Here is a 19,591-nt window from a genome sequence, read left to right as displayed (position 1 = left end):
AAGGCGATGCGAGTTTGGGTCCCGGCCGCTCTTTTCGCCGAAGCCCGAGGGGGTAGTCGCCCCATCCGGCGCGCCTTCTTTGCCTACTTTCTTGGCAAGACAAGAAAGTAGGTCGCCTCCCCGCAGGGGAGGTGAAACCGCCTTTGACTTTAAGCAGTTAAGCAGTTAAGCAGTTAAGCCATTGAATTTGCAGTGAAAACCGCGCGAATGGCAAACACTCAATAGGCGATCCTGGCAACGGCGCGCAGTTCCTCGGCCGTGGCCGTGCCAAAACCAAAGAATTCAAGATAGGCGGGAATCATCTCGAACAGCATGTCGGTGCCCACCTGGACCTGGCAGCCGCGCTCCAGCGCCGCGCGCAGCAAAGGCGTGTACTCCGTCTTCATCACGACCTCGCCCACCCAGGCTTGCGGGTCGATGCGGCTGACGTCGAAGGGCAGGGGATCGGCCTCGTTCATGCCCAGCGGCGTGGCATTGACCACCAGCTGGTAGCCGGCAGGATCGTTCGAGCCGGTGCCGACCTGCAATTGCGGGTAGTGCGCCTGCAGCCGCGCGGCCAGTGCCTGCGCCGAGGCGTCGCGCGCATCGAACAGGCCTAGCCGCGCCACCCCGGCGCCGGCCAGCGACGCGGCAATGGCCGAACCCACGCCGCCGCAGCCGGACACCAGCACGCTGGCACCCTGCAGCTGGCAGCCTTTGCGCTGGATGCCGCGCACGAAGCCCGCGCCATCGAACTGATCGCCGAGCAGGGTGCCGTCGTCGCGCAGCAGTACCGCGTTGCAGGCGCCGGCGATGCGGGCCGTCGGGGTGAGCGCATCCACCAGCGCCATGGTGGAAACCTTGTGCGGCATGGTGATAAGCGCGCCGCGCAGGTTGGTCAGCCGGAACAGCGCGCGCAAGCCATCGGCGAAGTGCTCGGCTTTCAGGCCCATGGGCACCACGACGGCATTGATGCCGCGCTGCGCGAACCAGGGGTTGTAGATCATCGGCGCCTTGAAGGACTCGGTGGGGTAGCCGATATGCGCGATGAGGATGGTCTTGCCGTCGATCATGGTGGTGTCCGTGTTGCCTGTTGCTCTACTTGTTGCCGTCTGTTCCGCAAGGTGGAAGCGAGGTGGGTAGCGCAAGCTTAAAGGGTGAAATGAGGCGAACCAAGAGGTGTAATGCGCACTATGCGCGATAGACGTACGTATGTGCGCGCTTATGGGGCGAAATTCGGGTTTGCCCCGGTGGATGAGACCATTTTGCGGGGAAGGCATCAAAGCTAAGGGTTTACCCCTGATTGGTGCGTTCATCGCGCGCTGGCGCACGAATAGCGCGACAGACCGGGGCGCTCCCATTGTTGGCGCGCGGGGCGCCGGCTACGCTTCGGCTGCCGCTGGCCGACCCCGCCACGGCGCCACGGCGGGGCACGGCGCCGGGCTAGAGCGAAGCCATGGCCCTTGCTATGATGGCTAACACCCGCAGCCACCACGGACCACATAAAAAGGAGCAGACATGAGCCGACCGGCAGACGTTTTTTCGCCGCGCGCCGACGATTTCCAGCCTTGGGAGAACCCGCTGGGCATCATGGGTTATGAGTTCGTCGAATTTGCGTCCCCCGATCCCGCGGCGCTTGGGCGTACCTTCGAGCGTTTCGGCTTTCATGCCATTGCCCAGCACCGGCACAAGAACGTGAAGCTGTTCCGCCAGGGCGAGATGAATTTCATCGTTGACGCGGAGCCGGATTCCTTCGCCACCCGCTATGCCTCCGAATATGGCCTCTCGATCTGCGCGGTCGGCATCCGCGTGAACGATGCCGCCACGGCATTCGCGCGCGCGGTCGATGCCGGCGCATGGCCGTTCGAGGCCGGCACGGTCGGCCCGATGGAGCTGAATATCCCGGCCATCCAGGGCATTGGCCGATCCATCATCTACTTTATCGACCGCTGGCGCGGCAAGGAGGGGCGGCCCGGCGACGTGGGCGACATCTCCATCTACGACGTGGATTTCCGCGCGCTGGCGCATGCCGCCACGGATACTGCCGCCACTACCGCTGGCGCCGGCCTGGCCCGCGTGGATCACGTGACGCAGGCGGTCGACCCCGGGCATCTGGAAGAGTGGCTCGATTTCTACCGCAAGGTGCTGGGCTTTCGCGAGATCCATGAGGTCAATGCCGGCTGGCATGTCGCGAGCGATTCCCGCGTGCTGCTTTCGCCCTGCGGCCTGATCCGCATCCCGATCTACGAGAAAGGCACGCAGCGCCACGACCAGATGGAGCACTACCTGTCGGGGCATCATGGCGAGGGCATCCAGCACATTGCGCTGGCGACCGACGACCTGGTGGCCAGCGCCGCCGCCCTGGCGCGCAACGGCGTGCGCTTTGTCGAGCCGCCCGCGGCCTACTACGACACTGTCGACGCGCGCGTGCCGGGCCACGGGCTGGATCTGGCGGCCTTGCGGCGCTACGGCATCCTGGTGGACGGCGCGCTGCGCGCCGACGGCACGCGCGAGGCCTTCCTGCAAGCCTTTGCCCGCCGCGAGGCCGGCGAGTTCTTCTTTGAAATCGTCCAGCGCGACAACTACCATGGCTTCGGCGAGGGCAACCTGCCCGCGCTGGAGGCCGCCATGGGCTCCGCCACTACACCCGACGCCCCGGCTTGAGGGCCCGGATGGCAGCCGGCCCGCCTTGACGGCGCGGACCGGCTCGCGGATAGTGCGGTGCGCGGCATCCGCGTGGCCATTTGCCACGGTTCCCGCAGTTCGTGATTCTCGCTTTGCCTCCCGCTTTGCCTCCCTATCCCTGGCCGCGCAGCTGCGGCCCTTGCGCCCGCCGTCAACATGACTTTTTGCTCGCTTCGTGCCGCCTCTGCGGATTCCCGACGTATTGCCAGGCGGATGCTGGCGCCGGCCCTGGCGCTTTGCCTCGGCTTGTCCGCCTGCTCGCGGCATGAGGCCCCGCCCGCGGCGGCTGGCGCTTCGTCCGCGCAGGCCGCGCCGGCCTCCGCCGCGGTGGCGCAGGCCGACACCCTCAAGCGCGAGGCCTTGATCCTGCTGGCCTTTCCCGCCTGGCGCGACGACGACAAAGGCCGCGTGGTGCGCGCCGCGTTGCCGGACCCGGACTACAAGGGCACGGGCGAGGCGCCGCTGGTGGAGGGCACCATCGATGTCAAGCCGATCCAGGTGATCCGGCTGGACGACACCCATGCGGTGATGCTGACCGAGGGCATGGTGGTGGATGAAGGCGGCACGCGCAACAATAGCCACGCGGCGGGTGCCTGGCTGGGCGCGTACTTCTTTACGCGCGATGCCACGGCCAGTGGCGAAAGCCCCGGCGGCTGGCGGCTCAGCCGGCGCGTTGATGGCTACGACTTCTCAGGCGGGCAAGGCTCGCTCGGCGAGTCCTCGATCGCGAAGATATCGGCCACGGACTTTGCGCTCACCCTGACCTGGGGCGGTTGCTGGCAAGGCTATTGCGGCAGCTGGGCGTCGTTCTATCGCCTGGCGCCGGGGCAGATCTCCACCCTGCTGGCCGGCGAGGCCATGAGCGCGGAGAATTCCGGCGCGCTCGAGCCATGCGAGGAGGCGCTGTCAGGCAAGTCCGCCGTGCTCGCGCAACGCGGCGCGGATAGCCAGGACGCCGGCGAGCAGGTCTGCTATGCGGTAGAGGGCAAACCGGCATTTGCCCTTGGCGCGGACACGCCGGGTGACCTGACCGTGACGTTCCGGGGCCAGGAGGTCAAAGTACCGGGAGGCGCGGCCAAGCCGCGGCGCAAATCGCTGGATGCGGTGGTGCGCTATCGCTTCCAGGACGGCAAGTACCAGGTCAGCCAGGGCGAGAACCCGGTGCCTTCGTTCTAGTTCCACTTCCTTCCTCCACTCCAGGGCCGCTGCGGCAAGGGGCTGGCTCCGGAGTGCCTGTCCAACGCACGAGAGAGACGAGAGACGCGCAACCATGACCGACATCCACCACGCCGCTGCCCAGGGCTTTTCCAGCCAGGCCGATACCTACGCCCGCGGGCGCCCCGACTATCCGAGCGCGCTTGGCGGCTGGCTGACGACGGAGCTCGGCCTGCAGCCCGGCAAGACGGTGCTGGACCTGGGCGCCGGCACCGGCAAGTTCAGCCGCCTGCTGCTGGCCACCGGCGCCAGCGTGATCGCGGTGGAACCCGTGGCGGCGATGCGCGCCCAGCTAAGCGCCGCCTTGCCCGCCGTGCAGGCGTTGGCGGGCACGGCCGAGGCCATCCCGCTGCCCGACGCCAGTGTCGATGCGGTGGTCTGCGCGCAGGCGTTCCACTGGTTTGCCAACGCCGCGGCCATGGCCGAGATCGGCCGTGTGCTGCGCCCGGGCGGCAAGCTCGGCCTGGTGTGGAACGTGCGCGATGAGTCGGTCGACTGGGTGGCGCAGCTGACCGCCATCATGACCCCGCTCGAGGGCGACGCGCCGCGCTTCTACAAGGGTGACTGGAAGAAGGTGTTCCCGGCCAGCGGCTTCGGCAAGCTGGGGCTGGCCAGCCTGCCTTACGAGCACGTTGGCCCCGCGCAGCAGGTGATCGTGGACCGGGTCATGTCGGTCAGCTTCATTGCCTCGCTGCCGGCCGCGGAGCAGGACGCGGTGCGCGCCCGGCTGCTGGCTGTGATCGACGGCAGCCCGGCGCTGGCCGGCAAGGCCAGCGTGGCGTTTCCCTACCGGACCGAGGCGTATAGCTGCCAGCGGCTGGCCTGACGGACCCGCTGCGGACCCGCAGCGGACACACATCGGGCACGCTACGGCGCGGCCGCCGGACCTGGCGCGTTCGCGCTGTAGTCGAGCGGCGCGTCCGAGGGGCGGGGCGTGTCGCCCGCGCGCTCGATCCAGCCGCCGCCGAGGAACTGGTAGAGATCGACCAGGTTGGTCAGCCGTTGCAGCCGGGCGTTGATCAGCAGCAGTTGCGCGCTGTATAGGTCGTTCTGCGCGGTCAGCACGCTCAGGTAGCTGTCCACCCCGTTGCGAAATCGCAGGTCCGACAGCACCAGCCGCCGCTCTTGCGAGCCGGTGAAGCGCTCAAGCGCCTTGATCTGGTTGTCGAAGGTGCCGCGCGCCGCCAGGCCATCGGACACCTCCCGAAAGGCGGTCTGGATGGCCTTCTCGTAGGTGGCGATCTCGATGCGCTTCTGTACCTGCGCCAGGTCCAGCGCGGCGATGTTCTGGCCGCCCTGGAAGATCGGCAAGGTGATCTGTGGCGCGAACGACCAGGCGCCGGAGCCCGGCTTGAACAAGCCGCCCAGCGTGGGCGACAGCGTGCCCGCGCTGCCGGTGAGCGTCACCCGCGGGAAAAACGCCGCGCGCGCCGCGCCGATGTTGGCATTGGCTGCCCGCAGCGATTGCTCCGCGGCGGCTATGTCCGGGCGCCGGGTCAGCAGGTCGGACGGCAAGCCCGCCGGTATGTCGGCCAGCAAGGCCTGGCTGTTGAGCGGCAGGCCAGGCGGCAGGTTATCCGGCAGCGGCTCGCCCACCAGCAGCACCAGTGCATTCTCGGACTGCGCGCGCAACCGGCTTTCCGTTTCCAGGTTGGCGCGCGCCTGCTCGACCACGCCTTCGGCCTGGCGCAGGGCCAGCTCCGAGCCCGTGCCGACGTCAAACTGCAGGCTGGTGATGCGTAAAGACTCCTCGGCCGTCACCAGCGTTGCGCGCGTGACGGCCAGCGCGTCGTCGTAGCTGAGCATGGTGAGGTACTGGTTCGCCACCGACGACAGCAAGGCCAGCTCCGCCGCCCTGCGGTTTTCCGCCAGCGACAGGAACTGCGCGAGGGCCTGGTCGTTCAGGCTGCGGATGCGGCCGAAGAAGTCGATTTCCCACGACGCGCTGAGGCCCACCGAATACTCGCCGGAGATGGTCTTGCCAAGGAAGGACAGGTTCTCCGGCGTGCGCGAGCGGCTCTGCGAGGCCAGCGTGTTGACGGCCGGGAACAGGCCGGCGCGGCTGATCTGGTACTGCGCGCGCGCCGCCTCCATGTTCAGCACCGACACGCGCAGGTCGCGGTTGTTCTTGAGCGCGAGTTCCAGCAAGCGCTGCAGGCGCGCATCGGCAAAGAAGTCCCGCCAGCCGATCTCCGGGGCCGGCGTGCTGGCCGTGGCGCTGGCGGCGTCCGGCTGGGCGTCGTAGACGCCGCCGGCCGGGAAGGTGGGGGCAACGGGGGCGGCGGGGCGCTCATAGCGCGGCTGGAGCGTGCAGCCGGCAGCCAGGATGGCGGTGGCGGCGGCGATCAGTGCGAGTCTGGGCATCTCAATGTCCTTGGCCAGGCGTGCCGGCGTCGCCATCGCTGCTATCGCTGCCATCGTCATTGCCGCCGCCCGCATGGCCGGACGGGACGGGCGCAGGCGGCGACCCGGGCTTGTGCTTGGTCTTGCTGAACTTGCCGATCACGACGAAGAACATCGGGATCATGAAGATCGCGAGGAAGGTGGCGGTCAGCATCCCGCCGATCACGCCGGTGCCGATCGCATGCTGGCTGCCGGAGCCGGCGCCATTACTGAGCGCCAGCGGCAGCACGCCAAGGATGAAGGCCAGCGATGTCATCAGGATCGGGCGCAAGCGCAGGCGTGCCGCCTCCACCGCCGCGTCGACGGTGCTCATGCCCTGGTCGCGCAGGTCGCGGGCGAACTCCACGATCAGGATGGCGTTCTTCGCCGACAGCCCCACCGTGGTCAGCAGGCCGACCTGGAAGAAGACGTCGTTCTCCAGCCCACGCAGGGTGGCGGCCAGCAGTGCGCCCAAAATCCCCAGCGGCACCACCATGATCACCGAGAACGGGATCGACCAGCTCTCATACAGCGCGGCCAGGCAAAGGAACACGACGAGGATCGAGATGCCATAGAGCAGTGGCGCCTGCGAGCCGGATTGGCGCTCCTGGTACGACAAGCCGGTCCATTCGTAGCCGATGCCGTCGGGCAGCTTCTGCGCGATGGCTTCCATGGCGTTCATCGCCTGGCCGGTCGATTTGCCGGCTGCCGCCGAGCCCTGGATCTCGACCGCCGGGATGCCGTTGAAGCGTTCGAGCTTGGGGGACCCGAAGATCCACGCCCCCGAGCCGAAGGCGCCGAAGGGCACCATCGTGCCAGTCGCATTGCGCACGTACCAGGCGTTCAGGTCCTCCGGGTTCATGCGGAACCTCGGTTCGCCCTGCACGTAGACCTTCTTGATCCGGTTGTCGGTATCGAGGAAGTTGTTCACGTATAACGACGCCCAGGCGGTCGAGAAGGTCTGGTCGATGTCGGCGGCGCTGACGCCCAGCGCATTGGCTTTTTCGCGGTCGATGTCGACCTTGAACTGCGGCGTATCGTTCAGGCCGTTCGGGCGCACCTGTGCCAGCAGCGCGTCCTTGGCCGCCATGCCGAGCAGCATGTTGCGCGCCTGCATCAGCTTCTCGTGGCCCACGCCGGCACGGTCCTGCAACTCGAAGTCGAAGCCTGCGGCCGTGCCGAGTTCCGGAATGGAAGGGGGGTTCAACGGGAACACGTTGGCGTCCTTGTATCCGGCAAAGTGCCCGAAAATCCGCCCGACCAAAGCGGGTGCTTTCAGGTTGGCGGACTCCCGCTGGGAGAAGTCCTTGAGCCGCACGAACACCAGGCCCGAGTTCTGGCCGCGGCCGGCAAAGCTGAAGCCGTTAACCGTCAGCACCGCTTCCACGGATTCCTTCTCGCTGTTGAGCAGGTACTCCTGCACATCCAGCAGCACCTTGGCGGTACGCTCCTGCGTGGAACCCACGGGTGCCTGCACCAGCACGAACATGGTGCCCTGGTCCTCTTCGGGCAGGAAGGCTTTCGGCAGGCGCACGAACAGCAAGCCCACCAGCAGGATCACCATCAGGTAGATGACCAGCCAACGGCCCGAGCGCCGGATCACGTGCTCCACGCCGCCGTGGTACTTCTTCTGGCTCCTGGCGAAGGTGCGGTTGAACCAGCCGAAGAAGCCGGTCTTTTCATCGTGGTGGCCTTTCGGGATCGGCTCGAGCATGGAAGCGCACAGCGCCGGCGTCAGGATCAGGGCCACCAAGACGGACAGCACCATGGCGGCAACGATGGTCAGTGAAAACTGCCGGTAGATCGCTCCCACCGAGCCGCCGGAGAATGCCACCGGCACGAACACCGCCGAGAGCACCAGCGCCACGCCCACCAGCGCGCCGGTGATCTGCTCCATGGCCTTGCGCGTGGCGTCGCGCGGCGACAAGCCTTCCTCGGCCATGACCCGCTCGACGTTTTCCACCACCACGATCGCATCGTCCACCAGCAGGCCGATGGCCAGCACCATGCCGAACATCGACAGGGTGTTGATCGAGAAGCCAACCACCGACATCACCGCGAAGGTGCCCAGCAGCACCACGGGCACCGCGATGGTCGGGATCAGCGTGGCGCGCAGGTTCTGCAGGAACAGGTACATCACCAGGAACACCAGCACGATGCCCTCGATCAGCGTCTTGATCACTTCCTCGATCGACAGCGTGATGAACGGCGTGATGTCGTACGGATACTCCACCACCACGCCTTGCGGTGCGTAGCGCTGCAGGTCGGCCATCTTGGCGCGCACCGCCTTGGCCGTGGCCAGCGCATTGGCGCCGGTGGCGAGCTGGATGCCGAAGGCCGCGGTCGGCCGGCCGTTGTACTTGGTGTCGAAGTTATAGTTCTCGCCGCCCAGCTCGATGCGCGCCACATCCCTCAGGCGCACCTGCGAGCCGTCGGTATTCACCTTGAGCAGGATATTGCCGAACTGCGCGGGGGTTTGCAGCAGCGTGGCCTCGGTAATGGTGGCTTGCAGCATCTGGCCCGGCACCGACGGCGTGCCGCCCAGGCTGCCGCCAGCGACCTGCACGTTCTGCGCGGCCACCGCGTTCTTGACGTCGATCGGGGTCAGGCTGTAGTTGTTCAGCTTGGTCGCGTCGAGCCAGATCCGCATGGCGTACTGCGAGCCGAACAGCGTCACCGTGCCGACGCCGTCGATCCGGCTGACCGGGTCCAGCACCTTCGACGCCACGTAGTTCGCCAGGTCGTAGCGGCCCATGCTGCCGTCCTTGGACACGAAGGCGAGGATCAGCAAGAAGCTGCTGCTCGACTTGGTGACCTTGGTGCCCAGCTGCTGCACGGCCTGCGGCAGCAGCGGGGTGGCCAGTTGCAGCTTGTTTTGCACCTGGACCTGCGCAATGTCCGGGTTGGTGCCGGCCGCGAAAGTGAGCGTGATGGTGGCGGTGCCGGAGTCGTCGCTGGTCGACGACAGGTACAGCAGGTGGTCCAGGCCGCTCATCTGCTGCTCGATCACCTGCGTGACGGTGTCTTCGACGGTCTTGGCGGAAGCGCCGGGGTAGGTGGCGCTGATCTGCACGGCCGGCGGGGCAATCGTGGGGTACTGGGCAATGGGCAGCGTGGTGGTCGCGGCGAGGCCGGCCAGCATCAGGATGATCGCGATCACCCACGCAAAAATCGGCCGGTCGATAAAGAACTTTGCCATGAAGCTGGCTCCCGGTTATTGCGCGGCCGCTGCTGCCGATGCTGCGGAAGGCGCCGATGCCGCTGGCGCGCCGGCGCCAGGCATGGCCTGCGCGCCGGAGGCCGGCTGCGCCGGTACCTGGGCTTCGACCGGCTTGACCGTCATGCCCGGCTTGGCTTTTTCCACGCCATTGACGATCACGCGATCGCCCGGCTGCAGGCCGCTGTCCACCACCCATCCGCTGCCGTAGGTGCCGGTGGTGACAATCTGGCGTTGCGTCACCTTGTTGTCCTGGCCGACGACCAGCGCCACGGCCTGCCCCTTCGCGTCATGCGTGACGCCGATCTGCGGCACGACGATGGCCTTGTCGTTGACGCCCTCGTCGATGCGCGCGCGCACGAACATGCCGGGCAGCAGCACGCGATCCTTGTTCGGGAAGATCGCACGCACCGTCACGGATCCCGTGCTCTGGTCCACGCTCACGTCGGTGAACTGGAGCTTGCCGGGCTGCGGATAGGCGCGTCCGTCTTCCAGCAGCAGCGTGACCTTGGCGGCATTGGCGCCGGTGGTCTGCAGGCGGCCCTCCTGGATCTGGCGGCGCAGCCGCAGCCCCTCGACGCTCGATTGCGTCAGGTTGACGTAGACCGGGTCCAGTTGCTGCACCGTGGTCAGCAGCGTGGCCTGGCTGGCCTGCACATAGGCGCCCGGCGTGACCTGCGACAAGCCGCTGCGTCCGCTGATGGGGGACACGACATCGGTGTAGCCCAGGTTGATCTGCGCGGTTTCCACCCCTGCCTTGCCCGATGCCACGTCGGCCACGGCCTGGCCCAGCGCGGCCACGGCGTTGTCGTAGTCCTGCTTGCTCACGGCGTTGGACGCCACCAGGATCTTGTAGCGCTGGACCAGTGCGTTCTGCGTGCCCACGTTGGCTTGTGCCTTCGCCAGCACGGCCTTGGCGTTGTTGAGCGCGGCAATGTAGGGCGTTGGGTCGATCTTGTAGAGGCGCTGGCCCAGCTTGACCTCATCGCCCTCGGTGAACTCGCGGCGCAGCACGATGCCGTCGACCCGCGCGCGCACCTGCGCGACCAGGTACGCGCTGGTGCGGCCCGGCAGTTCGGACGTGACGGGCACGGTGGCCGGCTTGACGGTGACGACGCCGACCTCCAGCGTCTGCGGCGGCGGCGCGGCGGGCTTCTGTCCGCATGCAGCAAGAATTACGGCAACCGTCGCGGCACTGATATGGCGAAAGGGAACCCGCTCGATGCGCATGAAGGGACCTCGGAATCGGTGAAAGTGGACGAGAAGCACAAACAACACGCGCACGCGCTGGCCACCCGGCATGGACAGGCAGAGCCGCTACACGGCACGGCAATCGGAGCCGTGCGCCGGCAACCGTTGTCCCGGTTGGCGCCTGGCAGGTGAGCAACCGCCGCCCCGGCCTTGCCGGCTGGCGGGCGGCTATCGTGGATTCGGCTATGGATAGGCGCTGCGATCAGGGCGCCGGCGATGGCCGCAAGCCTCGCGCGGCGTGCGGGACAGGCCGCTAAAGCTTGGATGCCCGACCCTGCCATGCGGCGTGGCAGGACAAAGGCGAAGAGGGTAGGGGGAGGTGATTTCCGCAAACCGAATGCGAGCCCGTATCAGTGCACTCATGCCAGCCATTGCGCGATCACGGCATCGTGTCGTTGCACGCTGTGGCCCTTCCGGCACCGCCACAGCCGGGCGAAATGGTGCATCACATCACTCTAGATCACTTGCATGACAAAGCAAGAAGCGTCTCGAAGTATCGTGCGCCGCACGGGCCGGGCCAAGATGTGGGCCATGCTGCGCGCTGCGTGGGAGCGGGGGCAAAACATCCGCTTTGCGGAATAAAACCGGGGCGCCACGCGTTTACTCGGGTGGGCAGGACCGATTGGCGGCATCACCCGATGGCGTCACCATGCGGCCCGCCCGCCAAGGAGACCAACATGAAAGCGCTCCGCCTGGTTTCTGCCCTGCTGCTAGCCTTGATGGCGGTGGCGGCCTGTTCTTCCGATGGCGGTGGCGACGGGTCCGGCGGCGCCTCGGCCTCGCGCGATGGCAGCCGCGGCACGAGTGGCACGAGTGGCACAAGTGGCACAAGTGGCACCGGCGGCATGGGGACGAGGGGATATTGATCCCTGCCCCGATGCCTGCAGATGCGCCCCCCATGTCCTGTCAGCAGTGAGCGTTGGCGACGACATCGCGGTCTGGCTTCCGCAGCTGCGGCGCTATGCGCGCGCGCTCACCGGCGACGCGGCGTGGGCCGATGACCTGGTACAGGACACCGCGGAGCGCGCGCTTGCCCAAGGCAAGCGGCTGCCCGCAGGCATCCAGGCCCGGGCCTGGATGCTGACCGTGCTGCGCCACCTTTACATCGATCAGTTGCGCCGGCGCCGCGAAGTGGCGCTGGATGCGGCCGATCCGCTCTGGCAGCGGCAGGCGGCCCCTGCCAGCGAAGTCGACGGGCTGATGCTGCGCGATGTGCAGCGTGCGCTGTACCGCCTGCCGATCGAGCAGCGCGAGGTGCTGCTGCTGATCGTGCTGGAAGGCCTGCGCTACCAGGAAGCCGCCGCGGTCTTGCACGTGCCGCTGGGCACGGTGATGTCGCGCCTGTCCCGCGCGCGCGAGCATCTGCGCGCGTTGCTGGCCGATGGCGCCGGCGGCTCTGGTGGCACGGGTGGCGCCGGCGAGCGGCACGTACCGCTAAGGGTGGTGAGGAACACGCCATGAACGACGACCGCGGCCCCGGCCCCGCCTCTGACCCGAACGCCAGCGAGCCTGCACCCGACCTGGCGCGGCTGTGCGCGCTGGTGGACGGCGAATTGCCCGAGGCCGAAGGGGCGGCCCTGCGCGCGGCCCTCGCGCATGACGCGCGGGCGGCGGAGCTGGCGGAGCACTATGTCCAGCAGAACGCCGCGCTCAAGGCCTTGTTCCCGCTGCCAGCGGACCTGCGCTACGTGCTGGTCCGGGCGCGCGTGCCGTGGTGGCGCAGTGCGCTTGCCGCCACGGGCTGGGTGATGGCTGGCCTGGCGCTTGCATTCGGCGTGGCGTGGCTGCCAGGCGCCAGCGCGGACCCCAACGCATTTGCGCGCCGTGCCGACGCCGCCTATGTGGTGTTCGCGCCTGAAGAGCGTCATCCGGTCGAGGTGGCGGCAGCCGACCAGGCGCACCTGCGCGCGTGGTTGTCGCGCCGGCTCGCGCGTACGCTCACCATTCCGTCGCTGGACGAATACGGCTTCACGCTGCTGGGCGGTCGCCTGCTGGCGGGCGAGGCAGGCCCGGCCGCCCAGCTGATGTACCAGGACCCGGCCGGCGAGCGGCTCACGCTCTACATCACGCCGGCGGCGCCCGCCCTGGCCACGCTTGGCGTGCTGCGCCAGGCGGATCGCCGCACCTTTTACTGGGTCAGCGGCGGGGCCGGCTATGCGCTCTCCGGCCAGTTGGCCGAAGCGCGGCTGCGCGCCATCGCCGGCGATGTCTGCGCGAGCCTGGGCGGCGATCCGCAGGCATGGCAATAACAAGGGACAAGGGAGCGCGGAACGCAGCGGGAATGCATGGAATAAACGGGGAGCCTGATCCGTTTACCGAATGCAGGAACGCGCGCCGCGCAAGCGTGCCAGCGGGTCCGGCAGGCAAACCGATGTGCCGCGGGATGCGGTTCGGGCAATAGCCCGGCGCATCGCAACGTCGGGCATTCGATCCCGGGATGACATCATGAGCAAGGCTCTGGGTGCCGTGGCGGCGTTACTTGCCGGCCTCGGCCTGAGCGCGCCCGCGGCGGCGCAGGCGGTGGCCGCGGACGCATGGAATGGCTATTCGTCGCCTTGCCAGCAGATGGCAGGGCAGGTGGAGATCGACGGCTACCTGCAACAGGTGGTGGGGCTGGCCTGCCTGCAGCCGGATGGCTCCTGGCAGATGGTGGATAGTTCGGGCGGCGCGGTGGCGTATGGGCAGCCGGCTTACTACTACGACCCTTGGTACTGGACGCCGGTTGGCGTCGGCTTTGGCGCGAGTTTTATCTTTGTCGACCGCTTTCATCACGCGCACAACATGCACCGCGTGTTCCTGCCGCGCCCGGGCGGCGGCTTCCATGGCGGCTCGCGCGGGTCGTTTGTCGGTGCGCCACGCGGCGGCTTCCAGGGCGGGTTCCATGGTGGCGGCCATCATCACTGACGCAGGACGGCGCCCAATGTGAATGCGCGACAGGCGCCGCCACCGGATTGCTTGGCCGCACGCTTCGCGCGGGCCCTGCGTCGCTTCGCCGCAGGGCCTCTGGCCAGCGAGGCATCCCTCCACACCCGCTCGTGGCACCGATTGACAAGGCTGGTACCGTTCTGTACCGTGGAACTCCGTGCGGCTATGCCGCTGGCTTTCCCCGGCCGACGGGATGCCGGCCCTGTGCCACGCCGCCGCTCCGCTTTTTCCCGCATTCCTGCATTCCTGCATTCCCGCATTCCTGACCTTTCCTGCCCTGTTTCCTTCATGCCACGTAAAGCCGCCCAGCTCTCCGAAGCCGACAAACATGCCGCCGAAGGCGGCGCCGTAGCCGTAGACCGGGCCTTGTTCGTGCTTTCCGCGTTCCACCTGGGCGACACCACGCTGAGCCTGGTGGAGCTGGCCCAGCGCACCGGGCTCTACAAAAGCACGCTGCTGCGCCTGCTGGCGTCGCTGGAGCATGCCAGGCTGATCCTGCGCCATACCGATGGCCGCTATGGGCTAGGCCCGGAAGTAGCGCGGCTGAACTCGGTGTATTCGGCTTCGTTCTCGCTCGAGCTCATCGTCATGCCGGTGCTGCGCCAGCTGGTGCAGGCCACGCGCGAAAGCGCCGCTTACCACGTCGAGCAGGGCGAGCACCGCCTGTGCCTGTACCGCGTCGACTCGCCCCAGCCGGTGCGCGACCATGCCAAGGCGGGCGAGCTGCTGCCGCGCAACCGCGGCGCCGGTGGCCGCGTGCTGCGCGCGTTCAGCGGGGCGCGGGGGGACCTTTACCAGAAGATACGGGAAGAGGGCGTCGCGGCGATGGTCGGGGATCGTCTCCCGGAGATTGCCGGCGTATCGTCGCCGGTGTTTGGCCCGGACGGCGAGCTCAAGGGCGCGCTGACCCTGACCTGCCCGACGCCGCGCTTCGACGAGGCCTTCCGCCCGCACGTCCTGCGGGCAGCCCGCGACCTGACCCTGGCGCTGGGGGGCACGTTCCCGTTTCCCGCCTGAGCTGCCCCAGATCGGTGCGGAACCGGTTCGGGTGTGGTGTTTGCTCGCCGGCGTTTGCGCCTTGCTCCTTGTGCCGTGCCCGGCAGCCAGGACGATGCCCGGCTTGTCGGGGGTGGCCCTGTCGGCGTCCGTGGCGATATCATGCGCCTTTGCGAAGTTGACCACGCAACCGGGCCTGCCTCTGAAGCCTTCCGTCAACGTCACCGGCAACACGGCATCTTCAAAGGAATTCCGTGCAGTTAGACCAGCAAACGATTGTCGTCGTCATGGTGGTGGTGTACGCCAGCACGCTGGCCATTTCAGCCGGCCTGCTCGGCGCCTTGCGGCCCAGCGCGGCCGGGCGCCTGTGGGCGCTCGGGCATCTGCTGGTGTCGGCCGCCGGGCTGGTGCTGGCGGCCAACGCTTCGGCCAGGCTGGTCTACGTCAGCGCGGGCGGGGCGGCTGCCTTTATCGCCGGCAGGCTGCTGATCTACCGCGGCGTGCGGGTGTATTACGGCATGGCGTCGTGGGATCGCACGCTCGCGGTGGGCGTGACGGTGGCAGCGCTGGCGCTGGTTGGCGCCGCCGGCATGGCTGGCGGCCAGGCACGCATGCATGTGATCGGCTACGGCTGCCTGGCCCTGGTCGCGGTGCTGACGGTCGTCACCCTGCTGCATGCCTACGATGGCCGGCGCAGCGTGGGCACGCCCCTGGTGGTGATTGCCAGCCTCGTTCACCTGGCCACGCACCTGGCCGGATTCGCCGCCGGGCTGGCAGGCAACGTGGCCTCAGGACCGTTCTATGCCAGCAGTGCCAACGGGATCTTGCTGGTGGCGCCGCTGGTGGGCACCTTGCTGGCCTTGTTCGGGTTTACGGTCATGGCGATGGAGCAGGTCATTGCCACCAATGAAAGCGGCGCCAGGCTCGATGCGCTGACGCGCCTGCTCAACCGGGGCGCGCTCGACAAGGCGGCCATCAGCCTGGTGGCTGCCTGGGAGCGTCACGGCCAGCCCTTGTCCTGCCTGGTGATCGATATCGACCATTTCAAGCAGGTCAACGACCGGCATGGCCACCATGCCGGTGACACCGTGCTCAAGCTGATCGCCGAGGCTATCGACAACTCGCGGCGTGCCTCCGATGTGGCCGGGCGCTACGGCGGCGAGGAATTCTGCATCCTCTGCCCGCATACCGACGAGGGCCAGGCCACCGCGCTGGCCAACCGGATCCTGAAAAAGGTGCGCGGCATTGCGCTGCCCGGCGACTCGGCGGCGTTTGCCAGCGTCAGCATCGGCGTGGCCGAGCTGCGGGGCGGGGCGGCGGGGGTGGAAGGGTTATGGCGCGCCTTGTTCGCGGCGGCCGACCGGGCGCTCTATGCGGCCAAGGAGTTTGGCCGGGACCGCTATACGCTGGCGTCCTGGATGGCGCCGTCCACGCGCCCGGTGCCCGGCGACGTGGGCGACTCCGCCCACGTGCCTGGCCGCTAGGACCGCTAGGGCCGGTAGCGTTGCCTCTGAGCCTGGATCAGTCCTGCGCCGTCGGCACGTCCCGGGGCGGGTGGCCGTCGTAAGTCCAGATGTACTGGCGCGGGATCGGGCCCTTGTTGCGGCCGCCTTGCTGCGTTTGCTCCCAGGCATGCGCCAGGATCCCGACCGAGCGCGACAGGCAGAACAGCCCGCGCGCCAGCGGCGCCGGGAAGCCCAGCTCCGCATAGATCACGGCCGTGGCCCCGTCGATATTCATGGGAATCGGCTTGCTGCGGCCCGCGCCCAGTTCGGCCTCCACCGCGCGTGCAATGGTGGCGAAGCGGCCCGAGACGACGCCATCGGCCGCGGCCTGGTCCACCAGCGCCAGCAGGCGCGGGGCGCGCGGGTCCAGCGGATGGAAGCGGTGGCCGAATCCGGACACGAACTTGCCGTGGTTGTCGCGGTAATCCGCCAGGGCGGCCTTGACCGCGGCTTCCTGGGTTTCGCCGCCGTCGATACGGCGTGCCACATCCTGGTACAGCTCCACCGCCTGCTCGCCGGCGCCGCCGTGCACATCGCCCAGCACGTTGACGGCGGACGCCATCGCATTGTTCAGGCCCACGCCACAGGTGGCGGCCATGCGGGCGATGGCGATGCTCGGCGCTTGCGGGCCGTGGTCCACCGCCGACATCAGCGCGGCGTCCAGCAACTCGCCTTGCCCGCGCGCCGGCAGCTCGCCGCGCAGCATCAGCCAGATCATCTGCGCGAACGACACCTGGCCGATCAGTTGCTCGATGGGATAGCCGCGGTAGCGGATCTCGCCGGGCTGCATGTCGATGATCTCGGTGCGCCACCAGTCCTGGGAGAGGCGCTGGCCTTCGTTGATGTCATTGGTGCCGGTGTTTGCCTTGGTAGGTTCACTCATACCGCGCGCTCCTTTTGCAGGGTTTCGATATCCGCCTCGCCGTAGCCAAGCTGGGCGAGGATCTCACGGGTGTGCTGGCCGAGCTCCGGCGGCGGGGTGTCGACCGACGGGGCCTCGCCATTGAGCTTGAAGCCCGTGCGCACCAGCCGGATGTCGCGGCCCACGCCGGGCACGTCGGCAAACTCACCGATCATGCCGCGCCCGCTCACCTGCGGGTGATCCAGCGTTTGCGGCACGCTGTAGACCGGGCCGGCCGGCACGCCCGCCTCGTTGAACAGTTTCCACCACGCATCGGCGGATTTCTTCGCCAGCTCCGCCTCCAGCTCGCGCGTGAGTTCGGCGCGGTTGGCCAGCCGCGCCTGGCGCTGCGCGAAGCGCGCGTCGGTGGCAAGTTCCGGGCGGCCCACCACGCGGCAGACCGCTTCGAACTGCTCCTGCTTGTTGGCAGCGATATTGATCAGGCCCTCGCCGGTATGGAACGCGCCCGACGGGCTGGCCGTCATGTTCTCATTGCCCATCGGCGCCGGGGTCTTGCCTGCGATCAGGTAGTTGGACACCACCCAGCCCATGGTGGCCAGGGTGGCTTCCAGCATCGACACGTCGATGAAGTAACCCTCGGTGCGCTGGTGATCCGCCAGCGCGGCGGCCACGGCAAAGGCCGCGGTGATGCCGCCGATGGTGTCGGAGACCGGGTAGCCCACGCGGTATGGCGCGGTCTGCGGGTCGCCGGTGATGCTCATCACCCCGGACATCCCCTGGATGATCTGGTCGTACGCCGGCAGGTCCGACAGCGGGCCGTCCTGCCCGAAGCCGGAAATGGCGCAATAGATCAGCTTGGGATGGATCTGCTTGAGCGCCTCGAAGCCCAGCCCCAGGCGGTCCATCACGCCGGGGCGGAAGTTCTCCACCAGGACGTCGGCGCTCTGCACCAGCTTGCGGAAGACTTCCTTGCCGCTCGCGTGCTTGAGGTTGATGGTGATGGAGCGCTTCCCGGGGTTCTGCGCCAGGAAGGACACGCCCATGAGCCGGCTGTTGAGCTCGGCGTCGGCGCCCAGCTGGCGGGCCAGGTCGCCGGTGCCGGGGGTTTCCACCTTGATGACCTCGGCGCCCATATGGGCGAGCTGGTGGCAGCAGAAGGGCCCGGCCAGCACGTTGGTGAGGTCGAGGACGCGGATATGGCGTAGCGGTTTTTGCATGGCGAGGCTTTGAGGTGTCGGTGCCGCGGCGCTTCGCAGTGGCGAAGCCGGCCGCGGCGAGCGGCGAAGGCGTTACTCTACCTTGGCGCCGGACTGGTGCACGAGGGTGCCCCAGCGGGTGTTTTCAGCCTTGATGAACGCGGCCAGGTCTTGCGGGGAGCCGCCGCGCGGCTCGCTGCCTTCCTCACGCATCTTGGCGATGGTATCGGGCTGGACGATGGCCTTGTTGATCTCCTCGTTGACGCGCTTGACGATCTCCGCCGGCGTGCCGGCCGGCGCCACCAGCGCCTTCCAGTCCTCCGCCTGGAAGCCGGCATAGCCGCCTTCGATCACGGTCGGCACGTCGGCCAGCAGCGGCAGGCGCTTGGCCGAGGTCACGCCGAGTGCGCGCAGCTTGCCGGCCTTGATCATCGGCAGCGCGATCGGCGGCGTGGCGAAGTAAAAGTCGGTCTGGCCGCCCAGCAGGTCGGTCAGCGCCGGCGAGGCGCCCTTGTAGGGCACGTGCAGCATCTTGATGCCCGTGCGGCGCGCGAACATCTCGCCCGTCAGGTGGCCCACAGTGCCCGTGCCGGCCGACGCCATCGAGAGCTGCCTGGCCTTGCCGGCGGTGACCAGGTCGGCCAGGTTCTTGTACGGCGCGTCCTTGCGCACGATCAGCACCAGCGGTTGCGCGGAAACCAGTGCCACCGGGGTGAAGTCCTTGACCGCGTCGTAGGGCATCCTGGGGTACAGCGTGGGATTGATCGCCAGGTTGGCAGTCTGGCCCATGCCGAGCGTGTAGCCATCGGGGCGGGCCTTGGCCACCGCGTCCATGCCGATATTGCCGCCCGCGCCAGCGCGGTTTTCCACCACCACGTTCCAGTGGGTGGTCATGCCCACCTTGTTGAACACCAGGCGCGCCATGACGTCGGTCCCGCCGGCCGGCGGGAAAGGGACCACCAGGCGTACCGGCTGGCTCGGATAGGTGTCCGCGGCAGCGGGGATGGCGCCTGCGGCGAGCAGGGCGGGGACTGCGAGTAGCAGCAGGGCGCGGATGGGGAAGCGTTTCATTGTGTTGTGTCTCCGGATTGGGGTGGTGCACGGCACCGGCGGATGGTTTTTGTGTTCTGTAGAATAGAACGTTAGTCTTACTTAGGGAATTTAGGTGGGAGGATAGGAGGGGGGAGGGGGGATGTCAAGGGGTGGGGTTTGGGAGGGATTTGTTGCGGCGTTGGTTTTTGTAGCCAAGGGCCGTACGACATCTGCCTGCGGGGTTGGTCTGCTGTTTCTTTGTACGGCGATGGTTTTTGCACCCAAGGGCCATACGACATCCCCCTGCGGGGGCTGCCGGTCACTCTTCTTTGCGTCGGCAAAGAAG

Annotated in this window: 16 protein-coding genes; 9 read left to right on the top strand and 7 right to left on the bottom strand. The window is 67.9% G+C overall.

Annotation, left to right across the window (positions count from 1 at the left end):
• Window positions 1-218 precede the first annotated feature (218 nt).
• Window positions 219-1,052 carry a shikimate dehydrogenase family protein gene (locus tag AC1RQC_RS39770; protein WP_492376772.1) on the bottom strand — a complete coding sequence of 278 codons (834 nt, stop codon included), beginning with the start codon at window positions 1,050-1,052 and terminating at the stop codon, window positions 219-221.
• 445 nt (window positions 1,053-1,497) lie between these two features.
• On the opposite strand from AC1RQC_RS39770, the gene AC1RQC_RS39765 reads away from it, so the two are divergent.
• The 3 genes from AC1RQC_RS39765 (at window position 1,498) to AC1RQC_RS39755 (ending at window position 4,705) form a co-directional block, all read left to right on the top strand.
• On the top strand, window positions 1,498-2,643 hold the full coding sequence (locus tag AC1RQC_RS39765) for a 4-hydroxyphenylpyruvate dioxygenase family protein (RefSeq protein ID WP_492828063.1): 1,146 nt from the start codon (window positions 1,498-1,500) through the stop codon (window positions 2,641-2,643).
• A gap of 234 nt (window positions 2,644-2,877) precedes the next feature.
• Window positions 2,878-3,840 (top strand): hypothetical protein, encoded by a 963-nt coding sequence (locus AC1RQC_RS39760; RefSeq protein WP_492828061.1) that lies wholly within the window; start codon window positions 2,878-2,880, stop codon window positions 3,838-3,840.
• 94 nt (window positions 3,841-3,934) lie between these two features.
• Window positions 3,935-4,705, top strand: coding sequence for a class I SAM-dependent methyltransferase (locus AC1RQC_RS39755; RefSeq protein ID WP_492886790.1), 771 nt, complete (start codon window positions 3,935-3,937; stop codon window positions 4,703-4,705).
• Between the two features lie 41 nt (window positions 4,706-4,746).
• Here AC1RQC_RS39755 and AC1RQC_RS39750 read toward each other — a convergent pair whose 3' ends face one another.
• From AC1RQC_RS39750 to AC1RQC_RS39740, 3 genes are read right to left on the bottom strand one after another with little or no spacing between them, the layout of a single operon-like run.
• A complete protein-coding gene (locus AC1RQC_RS39750; protein ID WP_492886788.1) occupies window positions 4,747-6,243 on the bottom strand; it encodes an efflux transporter outer membrane subunit in 1,497 nt (498 codons plus the stop codon).
• Between the two features lies 1 nt (window position 6,244).
• Window positions 6,245-9,460, bottom strand: a complete 3,216-nt coding sequence (locus AC1RQC_RS39745) for an efflux RND transporter permease subunit (protein WP_492828057.1) — start codon at window positions 9,458-9,460, stop codon at window positions 6,245-6,247.
• A 15-nt stretch (window positions 9,461-9,475) separates the two neighbouring features.
• A complete protein-coding gene (locus AC1RQC_RS39740) occupies window positions 9,476-10,708 on the bottom strand; it encodes an efflux RND transporter periplasmic adaptor subunit (protein ID WP_492886786.1) in 1,233 nt (410 codons plus the stop codon).
• A 698-nt stretch (window positions 10,709-11,406) separates the two neighbouring features.
• On the opposite strand from AC1RQC_RS39740, the gene AC1RQC_RS39735 reads away from it, so the two are divergent.
• The 6 genes from AC1RQC_RS39735 (at window position 11,407) to AC1RQC_RS39710 (ending at window position 16,134) form a co-directional block, all read left to right on the top strand.
• Complete coding sequence (locus AC1RQC_RS39735) at window positions 11,407-11,595, top strand: hypothetical protein (RefSeq protein ID WP_492886785.1); 189 nt, start codon at window positions 11,407-11,409, stop codon at window positions 11,593-11,595.
• Window positions 11,596-11,641: 46 nt separating this feature from the next.
• Window positions 11,642-12,190, top strand: coding sequence for a sigma-70 family RNA polymerase sigma factor (locus tag AC1RQC_RS39730; protein ID WP_492376595.1), 549 nt, complete (start codon window positions 11,642-11,644; stop codon window positions 12,188-12,190).
• Window positions 12,187-12,978, top strand: a complete 792-nt coding sequence (locus AC1RQC_RS39725; RefSeq protein ID WP_492376594.1) for an anti-sigma factor family protein — start codon at window positions 12,187-12,189, stop codon at window positions 12,976-12,978. Before AC1RQC_RS39730 ends, AC1RQC_RS39725 begins: the two co-directional genes overlap by 4 nt.
• A gap of 196 nt (window positions 12,979-13,174) precedes the next feature.
• Window positions 13,175-13,633: a hypothetical protein gene (locus tag AC1RQC_RS39720; RefSeq protein WP_416053151.1), complete on the top strand. Its 459-nt coding sequence runs from the start codon at window positions 13,175-13,177 to the stop codon at window positions 13,631-13,633.
• Window positions 13,634-13,942: 309 nt separating this feature from the next.
• Window positions 13,943-14,671, top strand: a complete 729-nt coding sequence (locus AC1RQC_RS39715) for an IclR family transcriptional regulator (protein WP_492376593.1) — start codon at window positions 13,943-13,945, stop codon at window positions 14,669-14,671.
• A 233-nt stretch (window positions 14,672-14,904) separates the two neighbouring features.
• Window positions 14,905-16,134: a GGDEF domain-containing protein gene (locus AC1RQC_RS39710; protein ID WP_492376592.1), complete on the top strand. Its 1,230-nt coding sequence runs from the start codon at window positions 14,905-14,907 to the stop codon at window positions 16,132-16,134.
• 37 nt (window positions 16,135-16,171) lie between these two features.
• On the opposite strand, the gene AC1RQC_RS39705 is transcribed toward AC1RQC_RS39710, so the two are convergent.
• From AC1RQC_RS39705 to AC1RQC_RS39695, 3 genes are all read right to left on the bottom strand, one after another.
• Complete coding sequence (locus tag AC1RQC_RS39705; RefSeq protein ID WP_492886783.1) at window positions 16,172-17,038, bottom strand: citryl-CoA lyase; 867 nt, start codon at window positions 17,036-17,038, stop codon at window positions 16,172-16,174.
• A complete protein-coding gene (locus tag AC1RQC_RS39700) occupies window positions 17,035-18,234 on the bottom strand; it encodes a CaiB/BaiF CoA transferase family protein (RefSeq protein ID WP_253933369.1) in 1,200 nt (399 codons plus the stop codon). The genes AC1RQC_RS39705 and AC1RQC_RS39700 overlap by 4 nt, the downstream gene beginning before the upstream one ends.
• A gap of 72 nt (window positions 18,235-18,306) precedes the next feature.
• Window positions 18,307-19,284, bottom strand: a complete 978-nt coding sequence (locus AC1RQC_RS39695) for a Bug family tripartite tricarboxylate transporter substrate binding protein (protein ID WP_492886781.1) — start codon at window positions 19,282-19,284, stop codon at window positions 18,307-18,309.
• Window positions 19,285-19,591 lie beyond the last annotated feature (307 nt).

Source organism: Cupriavidus sp. GW822-FHT03E04 (genome assembly GCF_058801495.1).
This window is presented reverse-complemented; position numbering and strand designations above follow the sequence as displayed.

Coding starts and splice junctions, on each gene's coding strand:
- AC1RQC_RS39700 (WP_253933369.1), bottom strand. CDS start 18,234: ATGCAAAAACCGCTACGCCATATCCGCGTCCTCGACCTCACCAACGTG.
- AC1RQC_RS39740 (WP_492886786.1), bottom strand. CDS start 10,708: ATGCGCATCGAGCGGGTTCCCTTTCGCCATATCAGTGCCGCGACGGTT.
- AC1RQC_RS39735 (WP_492886785.1), top strand. CDS start 11,407: ATGAAAGCGCTCCGCCTGGTTTCTGCCCTGCTGCTAGCCTTGATGGCG.
- AC1RQC_RS39705 (WP_492886783.1), bottom strand. CDS start 17,038: ATGAGTGAACCTACCAAGGCAAACACCGGCACCAATGACATCAACGAA.
- AC1RQC_RS39695 (WP_492886781.1), bottom strand. CDS start 19,284: ATGAAACGCTTCCCCATCCGCGCCCTGCTGCTACTCGCAGTCCCCGCC.
- AC1RQC_RS39750 (WP_492886788.1), bottom strand. CDS start 6,243: ATGCCCAGACTCGCACTGATCGCCGCCGCCACCGCCATCCTGGCTGCC.
- AC1RQC_RS39755 (WP_492886790.1), top strand. CDS start 3,935: ATGACCGACATCCACCACGCCGCTGCCCAGGGCTTTTCCAGCCAGGCC.
- AC1RQC_RS39720 (WP_416053151.1), top strand. CDS start 13,175: ATGAGCAAGGCTCTGGGTGCCGTGGCGGCGTTACTTGCCGGCCTCGGC.
- AC1RQC_RS39745 (WP_492828057.1), bottom strand. CDS start 9,460: ATGGCAAAGTTCTTTATCGACCGGCCGATTTTTGCGTGGGTGATCGCG.
- AC1RQC_RS39760 (WP_492828061.1), top strand. CDS start 2,878: ATGCTGGCGCCGGCCCTGGCGCTTTGCCTCGGCTTGTCCGCCTGCTCG.
- AC1RQC_RS39725 (WP_492376594.1), top strand. CDS start 12,187: ATGAACGACGACCGCGGCCCCGGCCCCGCCTCTGACCCGAACGCCAGC.
- AC1RQC_RS39770 (WP_492376772.1), bottom strand. CDS start 1,052: ATGATCGACGGCAAGACCATCCTCATCGCGCATATCGGCTACCCCACC.
- AC1RQC_RS39715 (WP_492376593.1), top strand. CDS start 13,943: ATGCCACGTAAAGCCGCCCAGCTCTCCGAAGCCGACAAACATGCCGCC.
- AC1RQC_RS39765 (WP_492828063.1), top strand. CDS start 1,498: ATGAGCCGACCGGCAGACGTTTTTTCGCCGCGCGCCGACGATTTCCAG.